Consider the following 23,761-nt stretch of genomic DNA (forward strand, 5'->3'; position numbering starts at 1 on the left):
TACCCAGCCTCAATGCGAATGCCGGTGGTGCAGGTCGGGGTAATGCGGGTGGCGGTGGACCATCGGGGCGTGGCGGTGCCAGTGGCTATGGGGTTCCCCCGACGGGTCGCCGGGGCCGTGGGTGTGCCGGTGGTGCCGGTCGTGGGTATGCCGGTGCTCATGCCCCAGGGGCGGATGCGCGTGTTCGTGCTCGTGCCGCTCGGTCAGGTGGAGCCAGAGGCCGACGGCCATCAGGCACCCCGCGATCAGCAGGCGCGTCGAAAGCGGTTCGCCCAGCATGACGACGGCCAATGAAGCGCCAATGAAGGGCGCCAGCGAGAAATAGGCCCCCGTGCGCGCGGTTCCCAGATGCCGCAGGCCAAGCACGAACAGCGCCAGACTGACGCCATAGCCGAGGAAGCCCACCACCCCAGCCGCCAGCAGCGTTCCGGCTCCCGGCCAAGCCGCTCCTTGGGCCAGCGCCAGCGACAGGTTGACGCAACCCGCAACCAGTCCTTTGGTCATGGCGATCTGGACCGGGTCGGCCGACGACAGCTTGCGGGTCAGGTTGTTGTCCACGCCCCACGCGAGGCAGGCCGCCGCGATGAAGGCGGCTCCCCAGCCCAATTCCGTGGCGTCTCCTCCCCGCCACGACAGCAGTGCCGCGCCAGCCAGGATCGCGAAGGCGCCCAGGATCAGGCGCCGGTCGACATTCTCCCGAAAGACGATCCAGGCGATCGCCATCGTGGCGAGGCCTTCCAGGTTGAGCAGCAGCGAGGCGCTGGCGGCGTCGGTCGTTGTCAGTCCCAGCATCAGGAACAGCGGCCCCAGGATGCCGCCCGAAACCACGACCACCGCCAGCCAGGGCATGTCCGACCGGCGGAGCGGCGCCTCCACCGCCGGCAGGCCCAAGGACCCGCGCGACCGGTGGACGACTCCAAGTCCCAGTCCCGCTCCCAGGTAAAGCAGCCCCGCCAGCAACCATGCGTCGACGTCGCCGAGCAAAAGTTTGGCGAAAGGCGTGCTGGCACCGAACAGGATCGCGGAAAGTAGAGCCAAGGCGACTCCAGTCGGCAGTACCATGTCAGGCTCTCCATGAACGCCTTTTGATCGATGTCCGGACGGGCGGCCCGACATCCGTCTTGTGGGTTCCTTATAGTGGATTATATTCGCTCCCTCCGGTGTCGGCATCCAAAAGCATCGACACCAAGGACCCATCCTGAAAGAGATCGAAGCCTTCCACGCTCCGGCCCCGCTGGACGGTGCCTCCTGGGTTGGGGGCAACAGGTGGGAGAGCCGCGCTTTCGTGGCAAACAAAGTGACGGAAAGATGCAAGCTGTGTATGGATGGCTGTCAGTCGTGTGCGAACGTCCACAGACCGCGATCGTGGGATAAGGTGTATGCAGAGCAGAAGTGAAACCGCTCCCATCGCGGCGCACGGTCCAGCGGACGCACATGGAGGAAAATCCTCCATCTTCACCCTGTTCTTCGGGGCCATCGGCGTGGTCTTCGGAGATATCGGCACCAGTCCGCTCTACACGATGAAGGAGACCTTCGCCGGTCCCCACCCCCTGGCCCTCGATCGACTTCACGTCTACGGCGTCCTATCCTTGATCTTTTGGGCCGTGATGTGCGTCGTGTCGATCAAGTACGTCATCATCATCATGCGGGCCGACAACAGGGGCGAGGGCGGCAGCTTGGCGTTGCTGGCCCTGCTGCGCCGCACGGCGGAGGGCAGGCTCGGCATCGTCAGGCTGGTCAGCGTGCTCGGCGTCTTCGCGGCGGCGCTGTTCTACGGCGACAGCATGATCACGCCGGCGATCTCCGTGCTGTCCGCCGTGGAGGGGCTGGAGGTGGCGGCGCCGCAGCTCCACTACGCGGTCGTGCCACTGACCATCGCGATCCTGGTCGGATTGTTCCTGGTCCAGCGCCACGGATCGGCCAGCATCGGCGTGCTGTTCGGCCCGGTCATGACGCTGTGGTTCGGCATGCTGGCCTTCCTGGGCGTCATGAACATCGGGCAGGCTCCCGACGTGCTCTGGGCGCTCAGCCCGCATTACGCGCTCGCCTTCATCATGCAGGATGGCGTCATCGCCTTCCTGGCGCTGGGATCGGTCGTGCTGGCGGTGACGGGAGCCGAGGCGCTGTACACCGACATGGGCCATTTCGGACGGCTGCCGATCCGGCTCGCCTGGTACCTGCTGGTGTTGCCGGCCCTGATGCTGAACTATTTCGGCCAGGGCGCGCTCCTGCTCAAGCATCCCGAGTCGATCGAGAACCCTTTCTTCCATCTGGCGCCCGCCTGGGCCGGCGTCCCGATGGTCATCCTCGCCACGGTCGCGTCGGTGATCGCCTCGCAGGCGGTGATCTCCGGGGCGTTCTCCGTCACCCGGCAGGCGATCCAGCTGGGCTATCTGCCCCGGATGAACATCGTCCACACCTCGGAGCGCGAGATCGGCCAGATCTACATCCCGGCGCTCAACTGGACGCTGGCGGTGTTCGTGATAGCGCTGGTCCTGGGCTTCCAGACGTCGAGCAGTCTGGCGTCGGCCTATGGCATCGCCGTCACCGGAACCATGATCATCGACACCGTGCTGATCGCCATGGTGATGCTGCTGCTGTGGAAATGGGCGGCGAAGCCGACGATCCTGCTGATCGCGTTCTTCCTGTTCATCGACCTCTCGTTCTTCCTCGCCAACTCGACCAAGATCCTGCATGGCGGCTGGTTCCCGCTGGCGGTCGGCATCGCGATCTTCATCCTGCTGACGACCTGGAACTATGGCCGGGCGCTGCTGAAGGCGGGCTTGGAGCGCGACGCCATCCCGGTCGAGGATTTCTTCGCCAACGTGTCGACCCGAATCACCCGGGTTCCCGGCACCGCCGTGTTCCTGGCCAGCGTCTCGGGCGGCGTGCCGCTCTCGCTCCTGCACAACCTCAAGCACAATCACGTGCTGCACGAGCGGGTCGTGCTGCTGAGCGTGATCGTCGACGAGGTGCCGTTCGTGCCAGCCGACCGCTGCGTCGAATCGCAGGAGATCGGCGGCAACTGCTTCCGGGTGAACCTGCATTACGGCTACATGCAGGCGACCAACATCCCCAAGACATTGGCCAACGCGCGCTATGACCAGTTGGGATTCTTCTACGAGCCGATGCGGATCTCGTATTTCCTCAGCCGCAAGACGGTGATCCCCAGCTCCAAGCCGGGCATGTCCCTGTGGCGGGAAAAGCTGTTCGCCTGGATGGTGCGCAGTTCGGCGACGCCGATGGAATTCTTCTGCCTGCCGGTCAACCGGGTGGTGGAGTTGGGCGGTCAGGTCGAGATCTGACCACCCTCTCCCGTGTTTAGAGCGAGTCCTCGCGGGACCGGGCGCGGGCGACATCCTCGCGCCGCTGTTCCAGGCGCTCGTCCAGGGTGCCTGGTCCGCCAGCGACCGGACCAGGGGTTTCCTTGTCGTCATCGTTCATGTTGCGCTTGAAGCTCTTGATGCCTTTGGCGACGTCGCCCATGACATTGGGAAGCTTGCCGGCGCCGAAGATGATCACGATCACCACGAGAACGACGATCCAATGCCAGATACTGAAAGAGCCCATGAATAACCTGCGTTTGGGTGCTCCGCTCCTCCTTGTTCCGGCCTGACCCTAGGTCTTGCCCGGAGAACGGAGCGGCTTGAAGACCGAGTGGACGGAGTTTGGCGCGAGATTGCATTGCTCATCAAGCCTGAATCGCAGCGCCGTCAGTTCCTGCCCCTCCCGATCGAGTTGAACCCGCGTGTTGACCACGTTCCGCGCGTTCTGCTCGGCCGAGCAGCGGACCGTCACATCGACGGGAACGGGATACTTGGCCTCGAGGTTGCGGAACAAATGCAGGTTGATCGTGTATTCGCCGGGCGGGACGCTGCGGCTGAACTGGTTCTCATAGCGCAACGGCGTCGGATTGTTGGATCCCAGATCGTCGCGCAGCAGGTTCATGATCAGCCCGCCCTTGTTCGAATACCCGACGGGCGTGTCGCCGGGCGCCTGCACCCACAGGTCGACATCGGTCCGCCAATTGTCCGGCCATTGGGCGTCGACGATCACGTTGCCAGGCGGGTTGATCGAGCCCGAGGTCTGGGCGTCGGCCTTCTTGGGGTCGTTCATGAAAGGCACCGCCAGGACGGCGCAGGCGACGAAGCCGCACAGCAGCAGCGTGAGCATGTCGCGGGCCACCAATGTGCCCGTCTGGTCCTCGCCGATGAAGTCGTTCATCTCACAGCCCTCCGCTGGTCGCGGCACCCCGAGGCAAGGCGGCGCCCAGGGCCGGGGTCGGAACCGGCGCGTGGGGGGCCGGAGGCGGAGTCGTCAGCTGGGCGCGCTGGTGCTTTTGGGCATGAGCCCGGTCCATGATCAGCGCGCAGAGCGATGCCGTGGCGCCGCGCAGCAGTTGGAGGTTGCAGGTCGTCCACAGGCAGAAGATGCCGCCCAGCATGGTGGCGTAGATCGCGACACCCAGACCGCCCGCCAGCGTGCTGACCAAGGCTCCGGCCGAGGACGCGTTGCTGACCTTGTCGGGGGTGATGTTGGCGGCGAACAGGCTGAAGCCCCAGGCGGTTCCGATCAGCCCCAGCAGTCCGAGCGAGTTGGCGACGTGCTGAATGTGGGAGATCCGTGAGAACAGGCGCATCTCCAGGGCGCGCTCGCTCTCCACGCTCAGCATCCGGCCCTGTCCCCGCTTGACCCGGTCCAACTCGTCGCCGACCTTCCACACCCGGTAGGCCGTCATGATCAGCCCGACCACGAACACGAAGCCGATGATCATCGCCGCGAGGGCGATATCCCCATGAAAGATCCTATCGAGGAAGCCCTGGTAATAGAAAACGAGCCCAATGGCAAAGCCGGCGATGTTGAAAGCCACGAATTTCGCTCTGAGGAGTCCTTCGAATTCCATGACGGCAAACCCTTTCATTTCTCTCTGAGAAGCTGACAGGTTCCAGTTTTGGACGCACCCTTGGCGCGGGATGCCGACTATCAGGGCGGGCCGGAGCTAAACTGGGTTCGAGCGGTAAACAAGCGGACGGGCCTTTCAGCCCAAGGCGTTTTTGGCCTTGCTGTTCATTGGCATCAATCATGGCGCGATGACTGGACTGGAAAAGCTGGGCAAACGGATGACTTGAATACCGGGACAGGTCGCCCTCGGGCCGGGCACGAACCCTCGGCGGTCCGTCTCAACCCGATTGCGCCACACCCGGCTCCGGGTTATCGTGAACACCGGACATGATTGGTCAAACCAACTAAAATAATCAACAAGTTCATGGGATTGGCAGGTCGCTTCGGTGACCGGGACAGGAGGGAGCCCGTGGTACAGCTTACCGTCAATGGCAAGACGCACGATGTCGAGGTCGATCCCGATACACCCTTGCTCTGGGTGATCCGAGAGCAGATCGGCCTCACGGGCACCAAGTTCGGCTGCGGCATCGCGCAGTGCGGCGCCTGCACCGTCCATCTCGACGGCGTCGCCGTCCGGTCCTGCGTGACACCGGTCAACTCCGTCGCGCCCGAACAGCAAATCGTCACGATCGAGGGCCTGTCGCCCGATGGCGCCCACCCGCTCCAGAAGGCCTGGGTGGCGTTGGACGTGCCGCAATGCGGCTACTGTCAGTCAGGCCAGATCATGGCCGCCGCCGCCCTGCTCCAGTCGAACCAGAACCCCAGCGACGACGACATCAACGCGGAGATGACCAACATCTGCCGCTGCGGCACCTACAACCGCATCCGCGCCGCCATCCGGATGGCGACGGGCGCGGATACCGGTTCCAACGAAACCCGGCCCAAAGAAGTCGGGCGCGGCTAAGGCCACCATTCGGGAGATATCAGATGACGATAGCGTTCAAGCCGTCGCGCCGTGACTTCCTGGCTGGCTCCACCGCCGCCGCGGGCGGTCTCATGCTGGGCTTCCACATTCCGTTCAACGCGGTGTCCGAGGCGAATGCCGCGACGCCCCCGTTCGCCGGGACCGCCACGCCGGAACTCAACGCCTGGGTCGTGGTCAAGCCGGACGAGACCGTGGTGATCCGGATCGCGCGGGTTGAGATGGGGCAGGGGACCCTGACCGGTCTCGCCCAATTGGTCGCCGAGGAGTTGGATTGCGATTGGTCGCGCGTCACGACCGAGTATCCCAGCCCCGGCCAGAACGTCGCGCGCAACCGGGTCTGGGGCAACTTCCAGACGGCGGGCAGCCGCGGCATCCGCGATTCCCAGGATTACGTCCGCAAGGGCGGGGCCGCCGCCCGCGTCATGCTGATCCAGGCCGCCGCCAACGAGTGGAAGGTGCCGGCCTCGGAATGCGCCGCGGAGAAGGGCGTCATCACCCACAAGGCGTCCGGCCGCACCACCACCTATGGCAAGGTGACCTTGGCCGCCGCCCAGCTCACCCCGCCCGCCGAGGTGACGCTGAAGGACCCGAAGGACTGGAAGATCGCCGGCAAGTCGGTCAACCGGCTCGATACGCCGGACAAGACCAATGGCAAGCTGGTCTATTCGATCGACGTCACGATGCCCGGCATGCTGAACGCGGCGATCCGCGAATGCCCTGTGTTCGGCGGCAAGGTCAAGAGCTTCGACGCCGCGGCGGTGGAGAAGATGCCCGGCGTCAAGCGGGTCGTCGCCGTCGGCGACACGGGTGTCGCGGTGGTCGCCGATACCTGGTGGCGCGCCAAGACCGCGCTCGATGCCCTGCCGGTCGAATGGGATGACGGCCCCAACGCCGATGTGTCGAGCGAGGACATCGCCGCGACGCTGCGGGAAGGACTCGACGCCACCGACGCCTTCGTCGGCAACCAGTCCGGCGACGTCAAGGCCTCGCTGGCCAAGCCCGGCAACAAGGTGGTGGAGGCGGTCTATGGCTATCCGTTCCAGCATCACGTGACCATGGAACCGATGAACGCGACCGCGCTGTTCACCGCCGACCGCTGCGAGGTATGGACCGCGACCCAGAACGCCGAGGCGGCGCTCGCCACGGCCTCCACCGCCGCCGGTCTGCCGATCCCGCAATGCGACGTCCATCGCCTGCACCTGGGAGGCGGCTTTGGGCGGCGTTCGTCCAGCCACGACTATGTCCGGCAGGCGGTCCTGATCGCCAAGGAGATGCCGGGCACGCCGGTCAAGCTGATCTGGACGCGCGAGGAGGACATGCTCCATGGCCGGTACCACCCGGTCACCCAATGCAAGCTGACCGGGGCGCTCGACGCCAAGGGCGATCTCGACGGGCTGCACATGCGGATCTCCGGCCAGTCGATCCTGGCGACGATCAACCCGCAGGCCCTCCAGAACGGACGCGACCCGGCGACATTCCAGGGCTTGAACGCGGGGGGCGCCGAGGGGGTTCTGGGTTACACCATCCCCAACCTCCTGATCGACCACGCCATGCGCAACCCGCCGGTGCCGCCGGGTTTCTGGCGCGGCGTCAACAACAACCAGAACGCCATCTACCTGGAATGCTTCATGGACGAGCTGGCCCACGCGGCCGGCGCCGATCCCCTGGAGTTCCGCCGCAAGCTGCTGGTCAACCATCCCAAGCACCGGGCCGTGCTCGACGCCGTCGCGGAGAAGGCCGGCTGGGGCAAGCCAGCACCGGAGGGCGTCTTCCGCGGCTTGTCGCAGCAGATGGGGTTCGGCAGCTATGTGGCGGCCTGCGCCGAGGTCTCGGTCAGCGACGATGGCAAGCTCAAGATCCACCGCATCGTCGCCGCGACCGACAGCGGACACGCGGTCAATCCCCAGCAGATCGCGGCCCAGGTCGAGGGCTCGTTCGTCTATGGACTGACGGCGCTGCTCCATGGTGAGATCACCGTGAAAGGCGGCCGGGTCGAGCAGGAGAACTTCGACACCTACCCGATGATGCTGATGGACGAGATGCCCGAGGTCGAGACCATCGTGATGCCATCGGGCGGCTTCTGGGGAGGTGTCGGCGAGCCGACCATCTTCGTGGCGGCGCCCGCCGTGCTCAACGCGATCTTCGCCGCGACCGGCAAGCGCATCCGCTCGGTGCCCCTGACCAAAGCCGACCTGCGCAAGGCATGAGGCGCCTCGCCATCCTCGCCTGCGTGATGGTGGCGGCGACGCCGATCGTCCACGCCGCCGAGGCGCCTCCGGGCGCTTCGGCGTGCTCGGGCTGCCATGCGCCTCGCGGCGGGGCGTCGGGCGGCATTCCGCCGATCGCCGCGAAATCGGCGGATGAGATCACGGCGACCATGCTGGCCTACCAAGCGGGCGAGGGGGAGCCGACGGTGATGAACCGGATCGCCAAGGGCTTCACCGAGCCGGAGATCCGGGCGATAGCCGCCTGGCTCGTGGCGGGGCGGTGACGGGAATATCATGACGCCGTGGAACCCGAACCGCCGCGCGGTCCTGAAGACCCTCACCGCCGCCACCGTGACGGTCACCGCCTCGGCGGCGCTGTCCCGGCCGGTCCATGCCCAGGGGGCCGCCAGGGTGGTCGTCATCGGCGGCGGCTTCGCCGGCGGGACGGCGGCCCGCTTCCTCAAGGGGCATGGGCTGGACGTCACGCTGGTGGAGCCGAACCCGACCTACACCGCCTGTCCGCTCAGCAACTCGGTGGTCGCCGGCCTCCGCTCCCTGGATCGCCAAACCTTCGGCTATGACGGGCTGAGGCGGGCCGGCGTCACGGTCGTCCATCAACGGGCGTCCAAGGTGGATGCCGAGGCCCGCCGCGTGACGCTGGGCGATGGCGTCGCGCTGGACTACGACCGGCTCGTGCTGGCTCCCGGCATCGACATGAACTTCGGCGCCTTGCCCGGCTATGACGACAAGGCGGCGGAGATCATGCCGCACGCCTGGAAGGCCGGGCCGCAGACGACCCTGCTGGCGCGCCAGCTGGAGGCGATGGAAGACGGCGGCGTGGTCGTCATGTCGGTCCCGGCCAACCCGTACCGCTGCCCGCCCGGACCCTACGAGCGCGCCAGCCTGATCGCCCATTACCTCAAGACCCGCAAGCCGCGCTCCAAGCTGATCGTGCTCGACGCCAAGGATAGCTTCTCCAAGCAGCGCCTGTTCCAGGCGGCGTGGGAGAAGCTCTATCCGGGGCTGCTGGAATGGGTGTCGCTGTCCTCGGGCGGCCAAGTCACCTCGGTCGATCCGGCCAGCCTGACGCTGGTCACCGATTTCGACCGGGTCAAGGCGGCGGTCGCCAACGTCATCCCGCCGCAGAAGGCCGCTTCCATCGCCGCCCTCGCGGAGGTCGCCGACCGCACCGGCTGGTGCCCGATCGACCCCGTGACCTTCGAGTCCCGGTTGCGGCCCGGGATCCACGTGATCGGCGACGCCGCCATCGCCGGAGCCATGCCGAAATCGGCCTTCGCCGCTAACGCGCAGGCCAAGGTCTGCGCCGCCGCCGTGGCCACTTTGCTGCGCGGCGAAAAACCCGCGGCGCCCAAGCTGATCAACACCTGCTACAGCCTGGTCGCCCCCGACTACGGCATCTCGGTCGCCGGGGTCTACGCCCCCAGCGATGGCAGGCTGGCGGATGTCGAGGGGGCGGGCGGCACCAGCCCGCTCGACGCCCCGGCCTCGTTCCGCGCCAAGGAGGCGGTCTACGCCGAATCCTGGTTCGACACCATCACGGCCGAGGTCTTCGGGTGAGGGTCCCGCCATCCCTGATCACCCTGGCCTTGGTCCTCGTCCTGGTCACCGCTCCCGCCTTCGCCGAGAGAATCGTGGGCGACGCCATGCCGGACCGGCTGGCGGCGGCTCCCGGAGATCCCGAACGGGGCCGCGCGATCGTCACCAGCCGCCAGACCGGCCTGTGCCTGCTGTGCCATTCCGGCCCCTTCCCGGAGGAGCGGTTCCAGGGCGATCTGGCGCCATCCCTCGCCGGGGTCGGGTCGCGGCTGTCCGAGGGCCAGATCCGGCTGCGGATCGCGGACGCGCGCGGCCTTGATCCCGACACCATCATGCCATCTTATCTCAGGACCGACGGGCTCGATCGGGTGGCGGAGACCTGGCGCGGCAAGCCGATCCTGTCCGCCGGCGAGATCGAGGACGTCGTGGCGTTCCTCGCGACGCTCAAGGATTAAGGGGAGGCATTCATGACGACAGCGACGCGGCGCGACATCCTGCGCGCGGGAGCGGCGCTCGGCGTGCTCCTGATGGTGCGGCCGGCCCGCGCCACGCCGGTGGAGATGAGGGTGGCGATCGAGGCCTTCACCAAGGGCGCGCCGGTCAGTTCCGGCAAGGTCGATCTGGTCCTGCCGCCCCTGGTCGAGAACGGCAATTCCGTCCCCGTGACCGTCAACGTCGCGCACTGGATGCGGCCCGACGACCACGTCAAGGCGGTGGCCCTGTTCAACGAGAAGAACCCCCAGCCCAACGTCGCGATCTTCCACCTGAGCCATCGGGCCGGGCGGGCCACCGTCTCGACCCGCATCCGGCTGGGCGACAGCCAGAAGATCGTCGCCATCGCCCAACTCAGCGACGGCACCTTCTGGTCGGACGAGGCCGAGGTGATCGTGACGCTGCCAGCCTGCGCGGAGAGCTGACCCATGGCCCGCACCCTGATCAACGTTCCGGCCACCGCCAAGCGGGGCGAGGTGGTCGAGATCAAGGCCCTGATCTCCCATCCGATGGAGACCGGCTTCCGCACCGGCTCCGACGGCGCCCTGATCCCGCGCGACATCATCCACCGCTTCGCCTGCACCTATAATGGCGAGGAGGTGTTCAGCGCCGACCTGTTCCCCGCCATCACCGCCAATCCCTTCATCACCTTCACCACGGTCGCGGAGGAGAGCGGCGAGATCGCGCTGAGCTGGACCGACGACCAGGGCAATACCCAGACGGAAACCGCCAAGATCACCGTTGGCCAAGATCCCGTTGAATGACGGTACGGCGTTCGTCCCTCGCCGCGGCGGTGATCCTTCTCGCCGGGACGGCGCTGGCGTCGGACACCGATCGCCGTTCCGGCTTCGACTTCATGGGGCCGCAGACCCAGGCGATGCAGGCCGACGACACGGCCAATCCGGGCATGCTGTCCGTCCTGGACGGCGAGGATTTGTGGAACACGCCGGCGGGCGCCGCCAACCGCTCCTGCGCCGACTGCCACGGTGACGCCGCCACGTCGATGCGCGGCGTGGCGACCCGCTACCCTTCATACGACGAGAAAGCCAAAGCCCCGATCACGCTCGACCAGCGCATCCTGCAATGCCGCGCCGACCGCCAGGAGGCCCCGCCGCTCGCGTGGGAAAGTCCCGACCTGCTGGCCCTGTCGGCCTATGTCGCCCACCAGTCGCGCGGCCTGCCCGTCGAGACCGGCGCCGACCCGCAGCTGACGCCCTTCATCGACCAGGGCCGCGAGCTGTTCACCCAACGCCAGGGCCAGCTGGATTTCTCCTGCGCCGACTGCCACGACGCCAATTGGGGCAAGCGGCTGGGCGGCGCCGTCATCCCCCAGGCGCACCCGACCGGCTACCCGATCTATCGGCTGGAATGGCAGGCCATGGGCTCGCTCCAGCGCCGCCTCCGCAATTGCATGGCGGGTGTGCGGGCCGAGCCCTACGGCTTCGGCTCCCCCGAACATACCGAACTCGAGCTCTTCCTGATGACCCGCGCCCGCGGCCTGCCCCTGGAAACGCCGGGGGTGAGGCCGTGAGCGGTGGCTTTCCACACAGCCTACTTCACCCAGGCTTTCTGGACAAAGCTTGGGTCGAAGGTCTTCGCCAAGTCGATCCGGGCGTCGGCGAAGTCGGGTTCCAGCATCTTCAGCATGGCGAGGACGCTTTCCATGCCGCGCGGGTCGGTGATGCCGTCCAGCGAATAGCTCTCCTTGGAATTGTCCACCGCGCGCATGTATAGATCGCGGTCGCCCAAGTGATATTCCGGCGGGACGACGGCGGCGATCTCCTCGGGGGTGGCCTTGGCGATCCAGTTCAGCGACTTGACGAAGGCGTTGACCAGCCGCTGCGTCGTCTCGGGATTGCGCTTGACGAAGTCGGATTTGGCGTAGAGCACGGCCGCCGGGTTCGATCCGCCGAACAGCGCCCGGGTACCGTCCTCGGTGCGGGTGTCGATCATGATCGTGATGTCACCGTCGGATTCCAGCTTGGCGATCACCGGGTCCAGGTGGACCAGGACGTCGATCTGGCGCTGCTTGATCGCGGCCACGGCGCTGGCGCCGCCGCCGACCCCGATCAGGACCGCGTCGGATGGGGACAGGCCGCTCTTGACCATGACGTACTGCACCGTCAGCGCGGTTCCCGAGCCCGGCGCCGTGACGCCGATCTTGCGGCCCTTGAAGTCGGCCGGGGACTTGATCTCGCCGGCCAGATCCTTGCGGACCGCGATGACGATCGCGGGGAAGCGACCCAGTTCGGCCACGGCGCGGATGTCCTGGCCCTTCTGCTGCATTCGGATGGTGTGATCGTAGGCGCCGGTCACGACATCGACCGAACCGCCCATCAGCGCCTGGAGCGACTTGGCGCCGCCGCCCAGATCGTTGATCTCGACGTTCAGTCCCTCTTCCTTGAAGAAGCCTTTCCGCTCCGCGATGGTCAGCGGTAGATAGTACAGCAGGGGCTTGCCGCCGACCGCCAGCGCCACGTCCTTCTTTTCGGGATCTCCCGCCAAGGCTCCACCCGCCAGGGAAAGGGCCAAGCCCGCGATGGCCAGCGCGCCGCACAGGGCAATCCTCAAACTTCTCATCGGTGCTTCCTTTTCTTGATTTTCGCCAAGCTGGTTTTGTTTCACCAAGCCTGTGCTTTGGTGTCGCCGCGCGATTTGGTCAGGTCGCCGCCGGGCGGGGCCGCCACGACAGAAGGTGCCGCTCCACCAGGGTGACCAGCCAGTCGATCAGGATGACGAAGGCCATCAGCACGAACATGCCGGCGAACACGCCGGTCACGTCGAACACCCCCTCGGCCTGTTGGATCAGGTAGCCAAGGCCGGCGGCCGAGCCGAGATATTCGCCGACCACGGCGCCGACCATGGCGAACCCCACCGAGGTGTGGAGCGACGAGAACATCCAGCTCAGCGCCGACGGCAGGTAGACGTGCCGCAGCAGCTGCCGCTCGTTCATGCCCAGCATGCGGGCGTTCGCCAGCACGACCGGGCTGACCTCCTTGACGCCCTGATAGACGTTGAAGAAGACGATGAAGAAGACGAGCGTGAAGCCCAGCGCCACCTTCGACCAGATGCCCAGCCCCAGCCACAGCGCGAAGATCGGCGCCAGAACCACGCGGGGCAGCGCGTTCGCGGCCTTGACGTAGGGGTCGAACACGGCGGCGACCAGCGGCTTCCGGGCGAACCAGAAGCCCACCACCACGCCGCTGAGGGAGCCGATGCCGAACGCCAGCGCCGCCTCCAGCAGGGTGACGCCCAGATGGTACCAGATGGTGCCGTGCAGCAGCCACTGGGCGATCCGCCCCGCCACGTCCAAGGGGGTCGAGAAGAAGAACCTCATCGTCAGCGGATCGCCGACCAGCGACGTCTCGGCCACCACGTGCCAAGTGGCGATCATGCCGATCCCGACGAGGATTCGGAGCGCCAATAGTTTTTCTCGTTTGACGGTCATGATCCCTCGCTCTGGCGATAGCCCTTCAGGACCTCCTCCTTCAGGGTGTGCCAGATCTGCCGGTGGATTTCGACGAACCGGGGGTCGAGCTTGATCTCGGCGATGTCGCGGGGGCGCGCCAGCGGTATCGCGTAGTCGCCGATGATGCGGGCGGCGGGGCCAGCCGACATGATCACGACCCGGTCCGCGAGTTCGATCGCCTCCTCCAGGTCATGGGTCACGAACATCACCGCCTTGCGGTCCGCCGACCACAGGTCGAGCAGCAATTCGCCCATGATCAGCCGCGTCTGGGCGTCGAGCGGACCGAACGGCTCGTCCATCAGGATGATCCTGGGATGCCGGATCAGCACCTGCGCCAAGCCGACCCGCTTGCGCTGGCCGCCCGACAGCATGTGGGGGTGGCGGTCGCCGAAGGCTCCCAGGCCCACCTTCCTCAACCAGTCGCGCGCCTCCTCCAGGGCGTCGCGCGCGGGGACGCCGCCGACCTCCAGCCCTATCGCGACATTCTGGGCCGCCGTCTTCCACGGCATCAGGCTGTCCTGCTGGAACAGGTATCCGGCGTGCCGGTTGATGCCCGACAGGGGCTGTCCCAGGATATGGACGGTCCCCGCCGCCGGTTTCACCAGTCCCGCCGCCGCGTTCAGCAACGTGGACTTGCCGCAGCCGGTCGGACCGACGATCGCCACGAACTCGCTTTCGGCGACGTTCAGGCTGGTCGGCGCGACCGCCTCGTAGGTTCCGCCGTCGGGCATGCCGAAGGCGATCTTGACGCCGTCGAGAGCGACTGCCACGGCGCGGCTGACCAGCTTGGGTTCGCTTCTTTCGGAAAATGCGGCTGCCAGGGCCATCGCGCCACATCCCTTTTCTTGGAACGGCACCGACCGGGGATCAGCCCCCGCGGCACCGTGCGGATGCATACCGGACAACTCGCCGCCCGGTGGTATCCCGGGAGAGATACCATCACGAAATTGTCCCTACTCTCGTATCGAATTCCTTAACGCGCGAACAAAAAAGCTTACCGCTCGTAATTTAATGTCCCGTTCGGGATGGTTCGCCCACGACGCCATACCATCATCACCCGATCCAACCGGGCATGGGGCGTCACGGTCCTGCGTGCAGGAACGACCGGTAGGCGGGGTTGCCGGTCTCGTCCCAGCACGGATAGCCAAGCTCGGCCAAGCGCCGCCGGAAACCGTCGCGCTCCCCCTCGGGCACTTGGATGCCGGCCAGCACGCGTCCGTGATCGGCGCCGTGGTTGCGGTAGTGGAACAGCGATATGTTCCAGTCGGTCGCCATGCCGTCCAGGAACTTCAGCAGCGCGCCCGGTCGCTCGGGAAACTGGAAGCGATAGATCAACTCGTCGCGCAGGCCCGGCACCCGTCCGCCGACCATGTGGCGGACATGCAGCTTGGCCATCTCGTTGTCGCTCATGTCGTCGACGGTCAGCCCCTCGGACCGGAGCAGTCCGATGATCTCCCTCTTCTCGCGCTCGCCGGCGGACAGCTGCACGCCCACGAAGATATTGGCCACGGGACCCTCGACGTAGCGGTAATTGAATTCCGTGATCGACCGGCGGCCCAGGACCTGGATGAATCGGCGGTAGCTGCCCGGCCGTTCCGGGATGGTCACCGCCAGCAGGGCCTCGCGGTGCTCGCCGATCTCGGCCCGTTCCGCGATGTGTCGCAGCCGGTCGAAGTTGAGGTTGGCGCCACTGTTGACGGTGACCAGGGCCTTGCCGGTGATGCCCGCGCGCTCGGCGTGAAGCTTCAAACCCGCCAAGGCGACGGCGCCCGAGGGCTCGGCGATGGCGCGGGTGTCGTCGAAGATGTCCTTGACCGCGGCGCAGATCGAATCCCCGTCCACCGTGACGATGTCGTCCAGCAACTCGCGGCACAGCCGGAAGGTCTCGGCACCCGCCTGGCGGACCGCGACACCGTCGGCGAACAGCCCGACCTGGTCCAGGATCACCCGTTCGCCCGCGTCCAGCGCCGCCTTCATGCTGGCGGCGTCGTCCGGCTCGACCCCGATCACCTTGACATCGGGCCGCAGGAACTTGACATAGGCCGCGACACCGGCCGCCAGCCCGCCGCCGCCGATCGGCACGAAGATCGCCTCGATCGGGTCGGGATGCTGGCGCAGGATCTCCATGCCCACGGTGCCCTGGCCCGCGATCACGTCGGGGTCGTCATAGGGGTGGATGAAGGTCAGGCCGTGTTCCGCCTCCAATAAGCGGGCATGGGCGTAGGCGTCGTCGAAGCCGTCGCCGTGCAGCACCACCTCGCCACCCAGCCGCTCGACCGCCTGGACCTTGATCGCGGGAGTGGTGCAGGGCATCACGATCATGGCCCTGGCCTTCAGCCGGTTGGCCGCCATGGCGACGCCCTGCGCATGGTTGCCGGCCGAGGCGCAGATGACGCCCTTGTCCAGGTCGGCCCGCGCCATCCCGCTCATCTTGTTGTAGGCGCCCCGGATCTTGAACGAGAAGACGGGCTGAAGATCCTCGCGCTTCAGGTGAACGCGGTTGCCGATCCGCTGGGACAGCCGGGGCATCGGGTCGAGCGGGCTTTCGATGGCGACGTCGTAGACGCGCGCCGTCAGGATCTTCTTGACATAGTCATGCACGGGAATGGGCTCCTGGTTTCCCGGGATGCTATACATCCCCGGACGCGTTTCAAGCTCCGTATCCCGCCCCGTCTCCTGATGGCGTCCCCAATGGGCGAAGCAGGCGCATCGGCCGCAATCGGCCTTGGTTCCCTCAATTTGGCTGAATGGCGCGTGACGCTCTGGTAAATTCGCGATTAAGCGTAACACTCGTCAATACTGGGAAACAAAAGCGGGTCCGGATGAGCGCGCGTTGGGAAACCGGCTTGACGCCGGCGGTGGTGGGGCTTCCGGGAGCGGCGCATGCCCGTTCTTGAGGAATGGCTGACCGCCATCGGCCTGGGCCATCACGCCGGAGCCTTCCGCGGCCATGACATCGACCTCGCCGACCTCGCCGAACTGACCGAGGACGATCTCCGCGAGATCGGCCTCAGCATGGGCGAGCGCAAGCGCTTCCTCCGCGCGCTCTCCCCCGCCAGCCAGCCGACACCGCTCCCATCCTTGCCGACCGCCCCGCATCCCATGGCCGAGCGGCGCCACCTGACGGTGCTGTTCTCCGATATCGTCGGCTCGTCGGCGTTGGCCGAACGGCTCGACGCCGAGGACGTGCTGGATGCGATGCACCGCTATCAGCGGCTGGTCGGCGACCTCGTCGAGCGGTTCGGCGGGCATGTCGCCAAGTTCCTGGGCGATGGCGTCGTGGCGTGGTTCGGCTATCCCACGGCGTCGGAATCGGACGCCGAATGCGCGTTGCTGGCGGCTCTGGAGATCACGCGGGCGATCGGCGGCGTGCCGCTGCCCGACGGCGGTAGGCTGCGGGTCCGGATCGGCATCGCGACCGGTCCCGTGGTGATCGGCGACCTGATCGGCAGCGGCACCGCGACCGAGCATCCCATCGCCGGCGTCACCCCCAACCTGGCGGCGCGCCTGCAAAACCTCGCCCCGCCGAATGGCGTCGTCGTTTCCGACGACAGTTGGAGCCTGACCGCCAGCCGTTTCCATTTCGAGGACATGGGAGCCCACGCCCTCCAAGGCTTCTCCCAGCCGGTCCGCGTCTGGCGGGTCAGGTCCGAGCGCCGCCGGGGCGACGCCAGCGACAGGGTGCCCCTGGTTCCGCTGGTCGATCGGCGAACCGAGCGGGCGCTGCTGCGCGAGTTGTGGCGCCAGGCCCGCGAGGTCACCGGCGCCGTCCTGCTGGTGCGCGGCGAACCCGGTATCGGCAAATCGCGGCTGATCGAGGAGTTCCTGGAAGGCGCCGGCGACACCGGCCATTGGACCTTCCGTCTCCAGGCGTCCCAGGTCAACGGCAGCAATCCCTTGTGCCCCGTGATCGCCGAGATCGAGCGGTTCACCGGCATCGACCGTCTCGACCCGCCGGCGACCCGTCTCGCCAAGCTCGACGCCTTCGCGTTCGGCGAGGACGCCGAGCGGGCGGAGGTGCTGCGCGTGATGGCCTCCCTGCTGTCGATCCGGCACGAGGAGGAATCAAACCAGCCACCCCTATCGCCGCGCCAGTTGAAGGAGCTGACGCTCCGGACGCTGGTCCGCCAACTCTGCCTCGCCGCCGAGGACCGGCCGGTCATCCTGCTGGTGGAGGACATGCACTGGCTCGACCCGACCACGGTCGAACTGCTGAACCGCCAGATCGACACGGCGCGCGGCCGCCGTTTGTTCATCATCGTGACCTCGCGCGAGCCATTCCCGGAGGACTGGAAGGGCCGACCCGGCGTCCACGCGCTGGATCTGCCCAAGCTGGCGGTGGAGGACTGCGCGGCCATGGTCCGCAGCCTGACCACCGACCGGCCGCTCGACCGCCGCACCCAGACGCGCATCCTGGAGCGGACCGACGGCATTCCGCTGTTCGTCGAGGAGTTGACCCGCACGCTGGTGGAGGCCAAGCCGACCGCGCCCGGCACCCGCCCCGACGCCATCCCGATCTCGCTCGAGGCCTCGCTGATGGCCCGGCTGGACCGCGCCGGCACCGCCAAGGAGCTTGCCCAAGCGGGTTCGGTGCTGGGCCGCTCGTTCGACCACGATCTGCTGAGTCGGGTGTCGGAGTTCCGCGCCGAGGACTTGGACGACGCGCTGGCGGTCCTGATCCGCGCCGACCTGATCCATGGCGACGGCGATCTCCGCTACAGCTTCAAGCACGCGCTGGTCCAGGACGCCGCCTATGCCAGCCTGCTGCGCGATCGGCGCCGCGCGCTCCACGCCCGTGCCGCCGCGGCGCTGCTCGACCTGACGCCGGAGGCGGGCGACCTCCGTCCCGACCTGCTCGCCCACCATTACGAGGAGTCGGCCCAGGTCGCACCTGCCATCGCCTATCTGCTCAAGGCGGCGCGGCGGGCGCTCGACCGCTCCGCCATGGCCGAGGCCGAGAACCACCTGACCCGGGCGCTCGCCCTGACCGCGGCTCCTTACAAAAGCGGGTTGAAGGAGCGTGAGGCGCTGGACCTCCGGATGGAGATCCTGGTCCTGCTCGGGCCGGTGCGGATCTTCCTGCGCGGCCCCGGCTCGCCCGACGTCGAACGGCTCTACGCCGAAGCCTACGAGATGTGCCGCCAACTGCCGGAAACCAGCAGGCACTTCCCGATCTCGTGGGGCTGGTGGCGGCTGTCGCGCGACTTCACGGTGATGGGCCAACGGGCCGACGCGCTGCTGGAGCGGGCGAGCGAGCGCGCCGACGACGGCATGCTGCTCCAGGCGCACCATTGCCAGTGGGCCAGCCACTTCAACCGGGGCGATCTGGCGCGCTGCCGTCACCACATCGACCGTGGCCTGGCGATCTACCAGGCCGGCGACTACCGCGAGCACGCCTCGCTCTATGGCAACCATGACGCCAAGGTCTGCGGCCACGCCGAGCGGGCGCTGGTGCTCTGGCTGGCCGGCGACGGCGCGGCGGCCCAGCGGGAGGAGGGCGCCTCGCTCGCCTGGGCCGCCGGGCTGGGCCATACCGGAAGCCGCGCCCACGCGCTCGACGCCTCGCTGACGCACCAGTTCTACCGCCGCGACACTGGGCTGGTGCTGGCCCGGGCCGCCGACATGATCGCCCTGGCGGAGGAACAGAACTTTCCCGATCACCGTGCCAAAGGGCTGCTCTACGCCGGCTGGGCGATCGCCATGCGAGGCGAGCCCATGCGGGGCCTCGATCAGGTCAGGGTGGCGCTGGCTCGTCAGAAGGCGATCGGCACGCCGGAGGACTTCCCGGTCTTCCACTGCATGCTGGCCGATGTCCTGGCCGGCGCCGGCAAGCCGGAGGAGGCTTTGGCCGAACTGATCGCGGCGCGCGAGGAGTTCGAGAGGATCGGCCTCCGGATCTGGGCGCCGGAGGTCGAGCGGCAGATCGGCGAGATGACGTGGCTGTCGGGTTCAGCCGACGATGGCGCCGTGGAGGCGGCGTTCCGGCGGGCCCAGAAGGAGGCCCGGCGGCAGGGTGCGTTGGCGCTCGAACTGCGCGCCGTCAACAGCATCGCCACCTTGTGGGAGAGGCGGGGCAGGGTGGATGAGGCGTTCGACCTTTTGCGCCGGATGCTCCACCGCTTGCCGCCCACCGCCGCCAATCCCGATCTGGAGACGGCGCGGGAGGGCGCCCGGCGGTTGTCCGCCCGCCTCCGGGTCGGATGGCCCCGGTGAGTGATCCGGTGATGGCGCTTCCTCGGGGATTGGCCGCCCTGGACGAGGCGCCCAAGGCGTGGCGGGACGGCGCCCATAGGGCGGTGCCGCCGGAAGTCACGCTGAAACGCTTCCTGCCCCTGGCGTCCCGCTTCGGCATCACCCGCCTCTCGGACGTGACCGGCCTCGACCGGCTGGGCGTGCCGGTCTGGATGGCCTGCCGTCCCAACTCCCGCTCGCTCGCGGTCAACCAGGGTAAGGGCCTGACCCACGCCGCCGCCAAGGCGTCGGCCTTCATGGAGGCGGCGGAGACCTGGCACGCCGAGCATGTGGCGCTGCCCCTCCGCCACCAAAGCTGGCGCGATCTCGCCGCCGCGGCGCCTATCGCCGATGTGGAATCCCTTCCCAGGTCGAAACAGGGCGGCTTCCATCCCGATCGGCCGATCCTATGGGCGGAGGGTCGGGACCTGCTATCGGGCGCTCCGGTCTGGCTGCCGTTGGAACTGGTCGGCGCCGACTTCACCGATCCACCTCCCGCCGGCAGCGGCTGTTTTCCCGCCACCACCAACGGCTTGGCGTCGGGCAACAGCCTGACCGAGGCACTGGCCCACGGCCTGTGCGAAGTGGTCGAGCGCGACGCCATCACCCTGTGGCGACGCGCCGGCGGGCCCGATCGCGCCGGCACGCGGCTCGACCTCGACACGGTTGAGGACGCCGCCGCGCGCGGTCTGCTGGCCAGGTTCGACCGCGTCGGCATCGATGTCGGCGTCTGGGACGTCACCAGCGATATCGGTGTTCCGGCCTTCCTGTGCGCCATCGCCGGGAAGGCGCCCGAGGCCGGCGACGCCGAACTGGGCAGCGGCTGTCATCCCGACGCCGGCGTGGCGCTGTCGCGTGCCTTGACCGAGGCGGCGCAGGCGCGGACCACCTTCATCGCCGGCTCCAGGGACGATTTCGACCCCGACGCCTGGAACCCCGACACGCGGGCCGAGCGCTGGCACACCGCCCGGCGCTGGCTCTCCGTCGGGGGATCACGCCGGGATTTCCGCGCGATCCAGTCCATCGCCGGACCGACCGTCCGGAGCGATGTCGCCACGGTGTCGGACCGTCTCGCCACCGTCGGCGTTGGACCGATCCTGTACGCCGACCTGACGCGGCCGGAGTTCGGTCTGCCGGTCGTTCGTGTCGTCGTGCCCGGCCTGGAGGCGGCGGATCGCGGCTCGGAAGGCGATTACCTGCCCGGCCGCCGGGCCCGCGGAGTGGTGCCATGAACAAGCCCGTCCTCTTCCTGGGGCCGACGCTGCCCCAGGCCGACGCCATGGCGATCCTCGACGCCGACTACCTGCCGCCGGTCCGCCAGGGCGACGTCTACCGCTTGGTCCGCGACCGCGGCCGAACCCGTCTCCCCAGCGCCATCGGCATCATCGACGGCGGGTTCGATCAGGTTCCCTCAGTCTGGCACAAGGAGATCCTGTGGGCGCTCGACCAGGGTGTCCCGGTGCTGGGGGCCGCCAGCATGGGCGCGTTGCGCGCCGCCGAACTGCACGGCTTCGGCATGATCGGGGTGGGAGGCGTCTTCGAGGCGTTCCGCGACGGCGCACTGGAGGCCGACGACGAGGTCGCCGTGATCCACGCGCCCGCCGAGCTGGACTTCATGCCCCTGTCCGAGGCGCTGGTCGATATCAGGGCGACGATCGACGCGGCGGTGGCCGCCGGGATCATCGTCGACGCCACCGGCCGCGCGCTGCTCGACCGGGCCCGCGCGCTGTTCCACGCCGATCGCGGCTGGCCCGCGCTGCTGGAGGACTGCGCCAGCCCGCTCGACCCGTCCGCCGGCACGGCGCTCCGCGGTTGGCTGCCGGGCAACCGCGTCCAAGCCAAGCGGCGCGACGCCGTGGCGCTGTTGGAGCGGCTGCGCGACGACCCGCCGCCGGTCCCGTTCCGCCCCTCCTTCCGGTTCGAGCGGACCCTTGTCTGGGAGCGGTTCCGAGCCGCCGCCGACGCGACACCCGCCCAACCCCCACGCGATGATCCCAGCGCCGACGCCCTGACCGCCCTGCGCCTCGATCCCGACGCCTGGTTCGCCCTGTCCGCGCGCGCCGCCCAGCGCCTGTGCGCGCTGGAGGAGGCGGCGCGGTGTTGCCCGAGCCCCGGTACCGCCGTCCTCCGCGAACGCCTGGACGACCTGCGCCGCCGCGTTGGCTTGAGCCGGCGGCGCGACCTGACCGCCTGGGTTCAGGCCAACGGGCTGGACAGCGCCAGCCTTGGCCGGTTGCTGAAGGACGAGGCGGCGCTTCTTGCCCTGGAAGGCGCCATGGCCGGGAGATTGACCGAGGCGATGGCCGACCTGCTGCGACTCGACGGCCGCTTCGCCGCACTGGCGGAGCGGGGCCGAAGTCTGCGGGAGGCGGCGAGGCCGGGCCGTGATCCCAGCGATCTGGAACGGGCGCGGCTGGCGGGATGGTATTTCGAGGAGCACCTGGAAGTGCCCGTGCCCACCGACCTCGACGCGTTCATCCTGAGGCTGGGCCACGCCGATCAGTCCGCTTTCTTCGACGCGGTCGAGCGGCTGTTTCGACACGGAGGGCGGCGTGGGAACGATGCCGATGGCTGAGGACGGTATCCCTGGGGGGACCCGGTTCCGCCTGTTCCGCCAAACTCCCGGGAGCGGCGGCCCGGAGACGCCCGATACCGTGACCGTCGGCCCTCGTCCCGGTCAAATCGGCGCCGGTCCGTGCGACGACAGGATGTATGTCGTGGACGCGCTGGGCCACAAGCCTCCCTATGATGACGGTTCCGGACCGCCTTGGCGGGGACCGTGCCGTCCGCCGACGCGTCCCGGCCCCGATGGACATTTCGACCATATCCCCGTCGATCACCCGGACTTTCCCGCCGTCCACATGTATGGCTCGGTCCGGCTGGCGCTGGATGTCTGGGAACGGTACCTGGGCGAGACGGTTCGCTGGCCGCGCTTCCCGTCGGGACCGCGGCTGGAACTGATCCCGGTGGTCGATTGGGACAACGCGCATTTCGGGCCCGGCTATATCGAGGCGGGGTTCAAGATCGCAGGGGATGGCGCCCGCTCCCCGTTCTGCCTCAACTTCGACGTCCTGGCGCACGAGACCGCCCACGCCATCCTGTTCTCCGTGATGGGCTATCCGGAGGAATCGCGGGTGACCGCCGAGTATCTGGGATTCCAGGAAGCGGCCGCCGACCTGATGTCCCTGCTCTCGTTCCTTCATTTCTCCGGTGCCATCGATCAGGTGCTGAACGAGTGCGGCGGCAATCTCTACGTCCTCAACGCCTTGAGCCGGATCGGCGAGTTCGCGGCGGCCGACCAGATCCGCGTCGCCAGCAACGACTCCGCCTTGGCCGATCTCGTGGGCGTGCGCTATCTGGGGCACGGAGACTGGTTCGACCCCAAGGGGCTCGACCGCGATGCCCACGACATGTCTCTGCCACTGACCGGGGCCGTCTTCGACATCCTGGTGGAGCTGTTCCAGGACGGCCTGGTCGCGCGCGGTCTGATCGAGCCCGACAACGACGCCCGGGGCTGGCGGCGGGACGAGGTGGAACTGGCGATCGACCGGCTGGGCGACCACTACGGCAGCCGCCTGGAGCGCTTCCGCGACGGCTTCCGCCACGCGCTGACCGACGCCCGCGATCTCGTCGGCGCCTGCTTGGCCGAAGCGGTCCGGACACTCCGGCCCGACGACCTGAGTTACGACGGGTTCGCCGCCCGTTACCTGACGGCGGCGCTCGACCGGGGGCAGCGGGGCAACCTTGAGGCGATCCTGATCCATTTCGGCGCGCGCGGGATCGACCCACTGGCCGTTCCAGCGCCACCCCTCCGCCCGCCGCTGTCCCCGAGCTACGCCGAGCGCCACGCCGCGGCGATGCGGCAGTCGCGGCCCCGCGCCGCCACACCCGCGATCCTGGCGTCGCTGAAGGCGCTGGGGCACCGCTGGCGGTAGGAGATTTAGCCTTAGTCTCCTTTGCCGCGGTTCGCATCTCACG

The 23,761-nt window shown here is 68.0% G+C and carries 21 protein-coding genes; 13 read left to right on the forward strand and 8 right to left on the reverse strand.

The genetic code is table 11. The annotated features are described in order from the left end of the window. Positions 1-9: 9 nt before the first annotated feature. Positions 10-1,062 carry a DMT family transporter gene (locus tag N825_RS25760; protein WP_037458437.1) on the reverse strand — a complete coding sequence of 351 codons (1,053 nt, stop codon included), beginning with the start codon at positions 1,060-1,062 and terminating at the stop codon, positions 10-12. Positions 1,063-1,379: 317 nt separating this feature from the next. Here N825_RS25760 and N825_RS25765 point away from each other — a divergent pair, with 317 nt between their 5' ends. After that, positions 1,380-3,305: a potassium transporter Kup gene (locus tag N825_RS25765; protein ID WP_084165067.1), complete on the forward strand. Its 1,926-nt coding sequence runs from the start codon at positions 1,380-1,382 to the stop codon at positions 3,303-3,305. 16 nt (positions 3,306-3,321) lie between these two features. Here N825_RS25765 and N825_RS25770 read toward each other — a convergent pair whose 3' ends face one another. Genes N825_RS25770 through N825_RS25780 form a run of 3 tightly spaced genes read right to left on the reverse strand, consistent with a single transcriptional unit; the run spans position 3,322 to position 4,870 of the window. Next, entirely contained in the window at positions 3,322-3,570 is a 249-nt protein-coding gene (locus tag N825_RS25770; protein ID WP_037458439.1) for a twin-arginine translocase TatA/TatE family subunit, read from the reverse strand. A 48-nt stretch (positions 3,571-3,618) separates the two neighbouring features. Beyond that, positions 3,619-4,224 carry a hypothetical protein gene (locus tag N825_RS25775; protein ID WP_037458441.1) on the reverse strand — a complete coding sequence of 202 codons (606 nt, stop codon included), beginning with the start codon at positions 4,222-4,224 and terminating at the stop codon, positions 3,619-3,621. A 1-nt stretch (position 4,225) separates the two neighbouring features. Further along, positions 4,226-4,870 carry a MotA/TolQ/ExbB proton channel family protein gene (locus tag N825_RS25780; RefSeq protein WP_245613233.1) on the reverse strand — a complete coding sequence of 215 codons (645 nt, stop codon included), beginning with the start codon at positions 4,868-4,870 and terminating at the stop codon, positions 4,226-4,228. 441 nt (positions 4,871-5,311) lie between these two features. Here N825_RS25780 and N825_RS25785 point away from each other — a divergent pair, with 441 nt between their 5' ends. Genes N825_RS25785 through soxA form a run of 8 tightly spaced genes read left to right on the forward strand, consistent with a single transcriptional unit; the run spans position 5,312 to position 11,614 of the window. After that, positions 5,312-5,806 (forward strand): (2Fe-2S)-binding protein, encoded by a 495-nt coding sequence (locus N825_RS25785; RefSeq protein ID WP_051513099.1) that lies wholly within the window; start codon positions 5,312-5,314, stop codon positions 5,804-5,806. Between the two features lie 23 nt (positions 5,807-5,829). Further along, positions 5,830-8,034: a xanthine dehydrogenase family protein molybdopterin-binding subunit gene (locus tag N825_RS25790; protein WP_037458445.1), complete on the forward strand. Its 2,205-nt coding sequence runs from the start codon at positions 5,830-5,832 to the stop codon at positions 8,032-8,034. Then, positions 8,031-8,318, forward strand: coding sequence for a c-type cytochrome (locus tag N825_RS25795; RefSeq protein ID WP_037458446.1), 288 nt, complete (start codon positions 8,031-8,033; stop codon positions 8,316-8,318). The genes N825_RS25790 and N825_RS25795 overlap by 4 nt, the downstream gene beginning before the upstream one ends. A 10-nt stretch (positions 8,319-8,328) precedes the next feature. Further along, on the forward strand, positions 8,329-9,612 hold the full coding sequence (locus N825_RS25800) for an NAD(P)/FAD-dependent oxidoreductase (protein ID WP_084165068.1): 1,284 nt from the start codon (positions 8,329-8,331) through the stop codon (positions 9,610-9,612). After that, positions 9,609-10,046, forward strand: a complete 438-nt coding sequence (gene soxX / locus N825_RS25805) for a sulfur oxidation c-type cytochrome SoxX (RefSeq protein WP_245613234.1) — start codon at positions 9,609-9,611, stop codon at positions 10,044-10,046. Before N825_RS25800 ends, soxX begins: the two co-directional genes overlap by 4 nt. 12 nt (positions 10,047-10,058) lie before the next feature. Next, a complete protein-coding gene (locus tag N825_RS25810) occupies positions 10,059-10,508 on the forward strand; it encodes a SoxY-related AACIE arm protein (protein ID WP_037458447.1) in 450 nt (149 codons plus the stop codon). A 3-nt stretch (positions 10,509-10,511) separates the two neighbouring features. Beyond that, complete coding sequence (gene soxZ, locus N825_RS25815) at positions 10,512-10,847, forward strand: thiosulfate oxidation carrier complex protein SoxZ (RefSeq protein WP_037458448.1); 336 nt, start codon at positions 10,512-10,514, stop codon at positions 10,845-10,847. Further along, on the forward strand, positions 10,844-11,614 hold the full coding sequence (gene soxA / locus N825_RS25820; RefSeq protein WP_037458449.1) for a sulfur oxidation c-type cytochrome SoxA: 771 nt from the start codon (positions 10,844-10,846) through the stop codon (positions 11,612-11,614). The genes soxZ and soxA overlap by 4 nt, the downstream gene beginning before the upstream one ends. Before the next feature lie 20 nt (positions 11,615-11,634). Here soxA and N825_RS25825 read toward each other — a convergent pair whose 3' ends face one another. From N825_RS25825 to ilvA, 4 genes are all read right to left on the reverse strand, one after another. Further along, positions 11,635-12,663: an ABC transporter substrate-binding protein gene (locus N825_RS25825; protein WP_051513101.1), complete on the reverse strand. Its 1,029-nt coding sequence runs from the start codon at positions 12,661-12,663 to the stop codon at positions 11,635-11,637. Positions 12,664-12,742: 79 nt separating this feature from the next. Beyond that, complete coding sequence (locus N825_RS25830; RefSeq protein WP_037458450.1) at positions 12,743-13,531, reverse strand: ABC transporter permease; 789 nt, start codon at positions 13,529-13,531, stop codon at positions 12,743-12,745. Then, on the reverse strand, positions 13,528-14,379 hold the full coding sequence (locus N825_RS25835) for an ABC transporter ATP-binding protein (protein ID WP_051513103.1): 852 nt from the start codon (positions 14,377-14,379) through the stop codon (positions 13,528-13,530). Before N825_RS25835 ends, N825_RS25830 begins: the two co-directional genes overlap by 4 nt. 253 nt (positions 14,380-14,632) lie before the next feature. After that, positions 14,633-16,153, reverse strand: a complete 1,521-nt coding sequence (gene ilvA, locus N825_RS25840) for a threonine ammonia-lyase, biosynthetic (RefSeq protein WP_037458536.1) — start codon at positions 16,151-16,153, stop codon at positions 14,633-14,635. A gap of 282 nt (positions 16,154-16,435) precedes the next feature. Here ilvA and N825_RS25845 point away from each other — a divergent pair, with 282 nt between their 5' ends. From N825_RS25845 to N825_RS25860, 4 genes are read left to right on the forward strand one after another with little or no spacing between them, the layout of a single operon-like run. Next, complete coding sequence (locus N825_RS25845) at positions 16,436-19,765, forward strand: adenylate/guanylate cyclase domain-containing protein (protein WP_037458451.1); 3,330 nt, start codon at positions 16,436-16,438, stop codon at positions 19,763-19,765. Then, positions 19,762-21,015 carry a YcaO-like family protein gene (locus N825_RS25850; RefSeq protein ID WP_198038902.1) on the forward strand — a complete coding sequence of 418 codons (1,254 nt, stop codon included), beginning with the start codon at positions 19,762-19,764 and terminating at the stop codon, positions 21,013-21,015. The genes N825_RS25845 and N825_RS25850 overlap by 4 nt, the downstream gene beginning before the upstream one ends. Further along, complete coding sequence (locus tag N825_RS25855; RefSeq protein ID WP_037458452.1) at positions 21,012-22,358, forward strand: TfuA-like protein; 1,347 nt, start codon at positions 21,012-21,014, stop codon at positions 22,356-22,358. Before N825_RS25850 ends, N825_RS25855 begins: the two co-directional genes overlap by 4 nt. After that, positions 22,351-23,718 (forward strand): gluzincin family metallopeptidase, encoded by a 1,368-nt coding sequence (locus N825_RS25860; protein WP_157619541.1) that lies wholly within the window; start codon positions 22,351-22,353, stop codon positions 23,716-23,718. The genes N825_RS25855 and N825_RS25860 overlap by 8 nt, the downstream gene beginning before the upstream one ends. The last annotated feature ends 43 nt before the right edge of the window (positions 23,719-23,761 follow it).

The organism is Skermanella stibiiresistens SB22 (genome assembly GCF_000576635.1).
Lineage (GTDB): Bacteria > Pseudomonadota > Alphaproteobacteria > Azospirillales > Azospirillaceae > Skermanella > Skermanella stibiiresistens.

Excerpts from the sequence above, each read along its gene's own strand:
- N825_RS25760 (WP_037458437.1), bottom strand. The coding sequence starts at position 1,062 with ATGGTACTGCCGACTGGAGTCGCCTTGGCTCTACTTTCCGCGATCCTG.
- N825_RS25765 (WP_084165067.1), top strand. The coding sequence starts at position 1,380 with ATGCAGAGCAGAAGTGAAACCGCTCCCATCGCGGCGCACGGTCCAGCG.
- N825_RS25770 (WP_037458439.1), bottom strand. The coding sequence starts at position 3,570 with ATGGGCTCTTTCAGTATCTGGCATTGGATCGTCGTTCTCGTGGTGATC.
- N825_RS25775 (WP_037458441.1), bottom strand. The coding sequence starts at position 4,224 with ATGAACGACTTCATCGGCGAGGACCAGACGGGCACATTGGTGGCCCGC.
- N825_RS25790 (WP_037458445.1), top strand. The coding sequence starts at position 5,830 with ATGACGATAGCGTTCAAGCCGTCGCGCCGTGACTTCCTGGCTGGCTCC.
- N825_RS25795 (WP_037458446.1), top strand. The coding sequence starts at position 8,031 with ATGAGGCGCCTCGCCATCCTCGCCTGCGTGATGGTGGCGGCGACGCCG.
- N825_RS25800 (WP_084165068.1), top strand. The coding sequence starts at position 8,329 with ATGACGCCGTGGAACCCGAACCGCCGCGCGGTCCTGAAGACCCTCACC.
- N825_RS25810 (WP_037458447.1), top strand. The coding sequence starts at position 10,059 with ATGACGACAGCGACGCGGCGCGACATCCTGCGCGCGGGAGCGGCGCTC.
- soxZ (WP_037458448.1), top strand. The coding sequence starts at position 10,512 with ATGGCCCGCACCCTGATCAACGTTCCGGCCACCGCCAAGCGGGGCGAG.
- soxA (WP_037458449.1), top strand. The coding sequence starts at position 10,844 with ATGACGGTACGGCGTTCGTCCCTCGCCGCGGCGGTGATCCTTCTCGCC.
- N825_RS25825 (WP_051513101.1), bottom strand. The coding sequence starts at position 12,663 with ATGAGAAGTTTGAGGATTGCCCTGTGCGGCGCGCTGGCCATCGCGGGC.
- N825_RS25830 (WP_037458450.1), bottom strand. The coding sequence starts at position 13,531 with ATGACCGTCAAACGAGAAAAACTATTGGCGCTCCGAATCCTCGTCGGG.
- N825_RS25835 (WP_051513103.1), bottom strand. The coding sequence starts at position 14,379 with ATGGCCCTGGCAGCCGCATTTTCCGAAAGAAGCGAACCCAAGCTGGTC.
- N825_RS25845 (WP_037458451.1), top strand. The coding sequence starts at position 16,436 with ATGCCCGTTCTTGAGGAATGGCTGACCGCCATCGGCCTGGGCCATCAC.
- N825_RS25855 (WP_037458452.1), top strand. The coding sequence starts at position 21,012 with ATGAACAAGCCCGTCCTCTTCCTGGGGCCGACGCTGCCCCAGGCCGAC.
- N825_RS25860 (WP_157619541.1), top strand. The coding sequence starts at position 22,351 with ATGGCTGAGGACGGTATCCCTGGGGGGACCCGGTTCCGCCTGTTCCGC.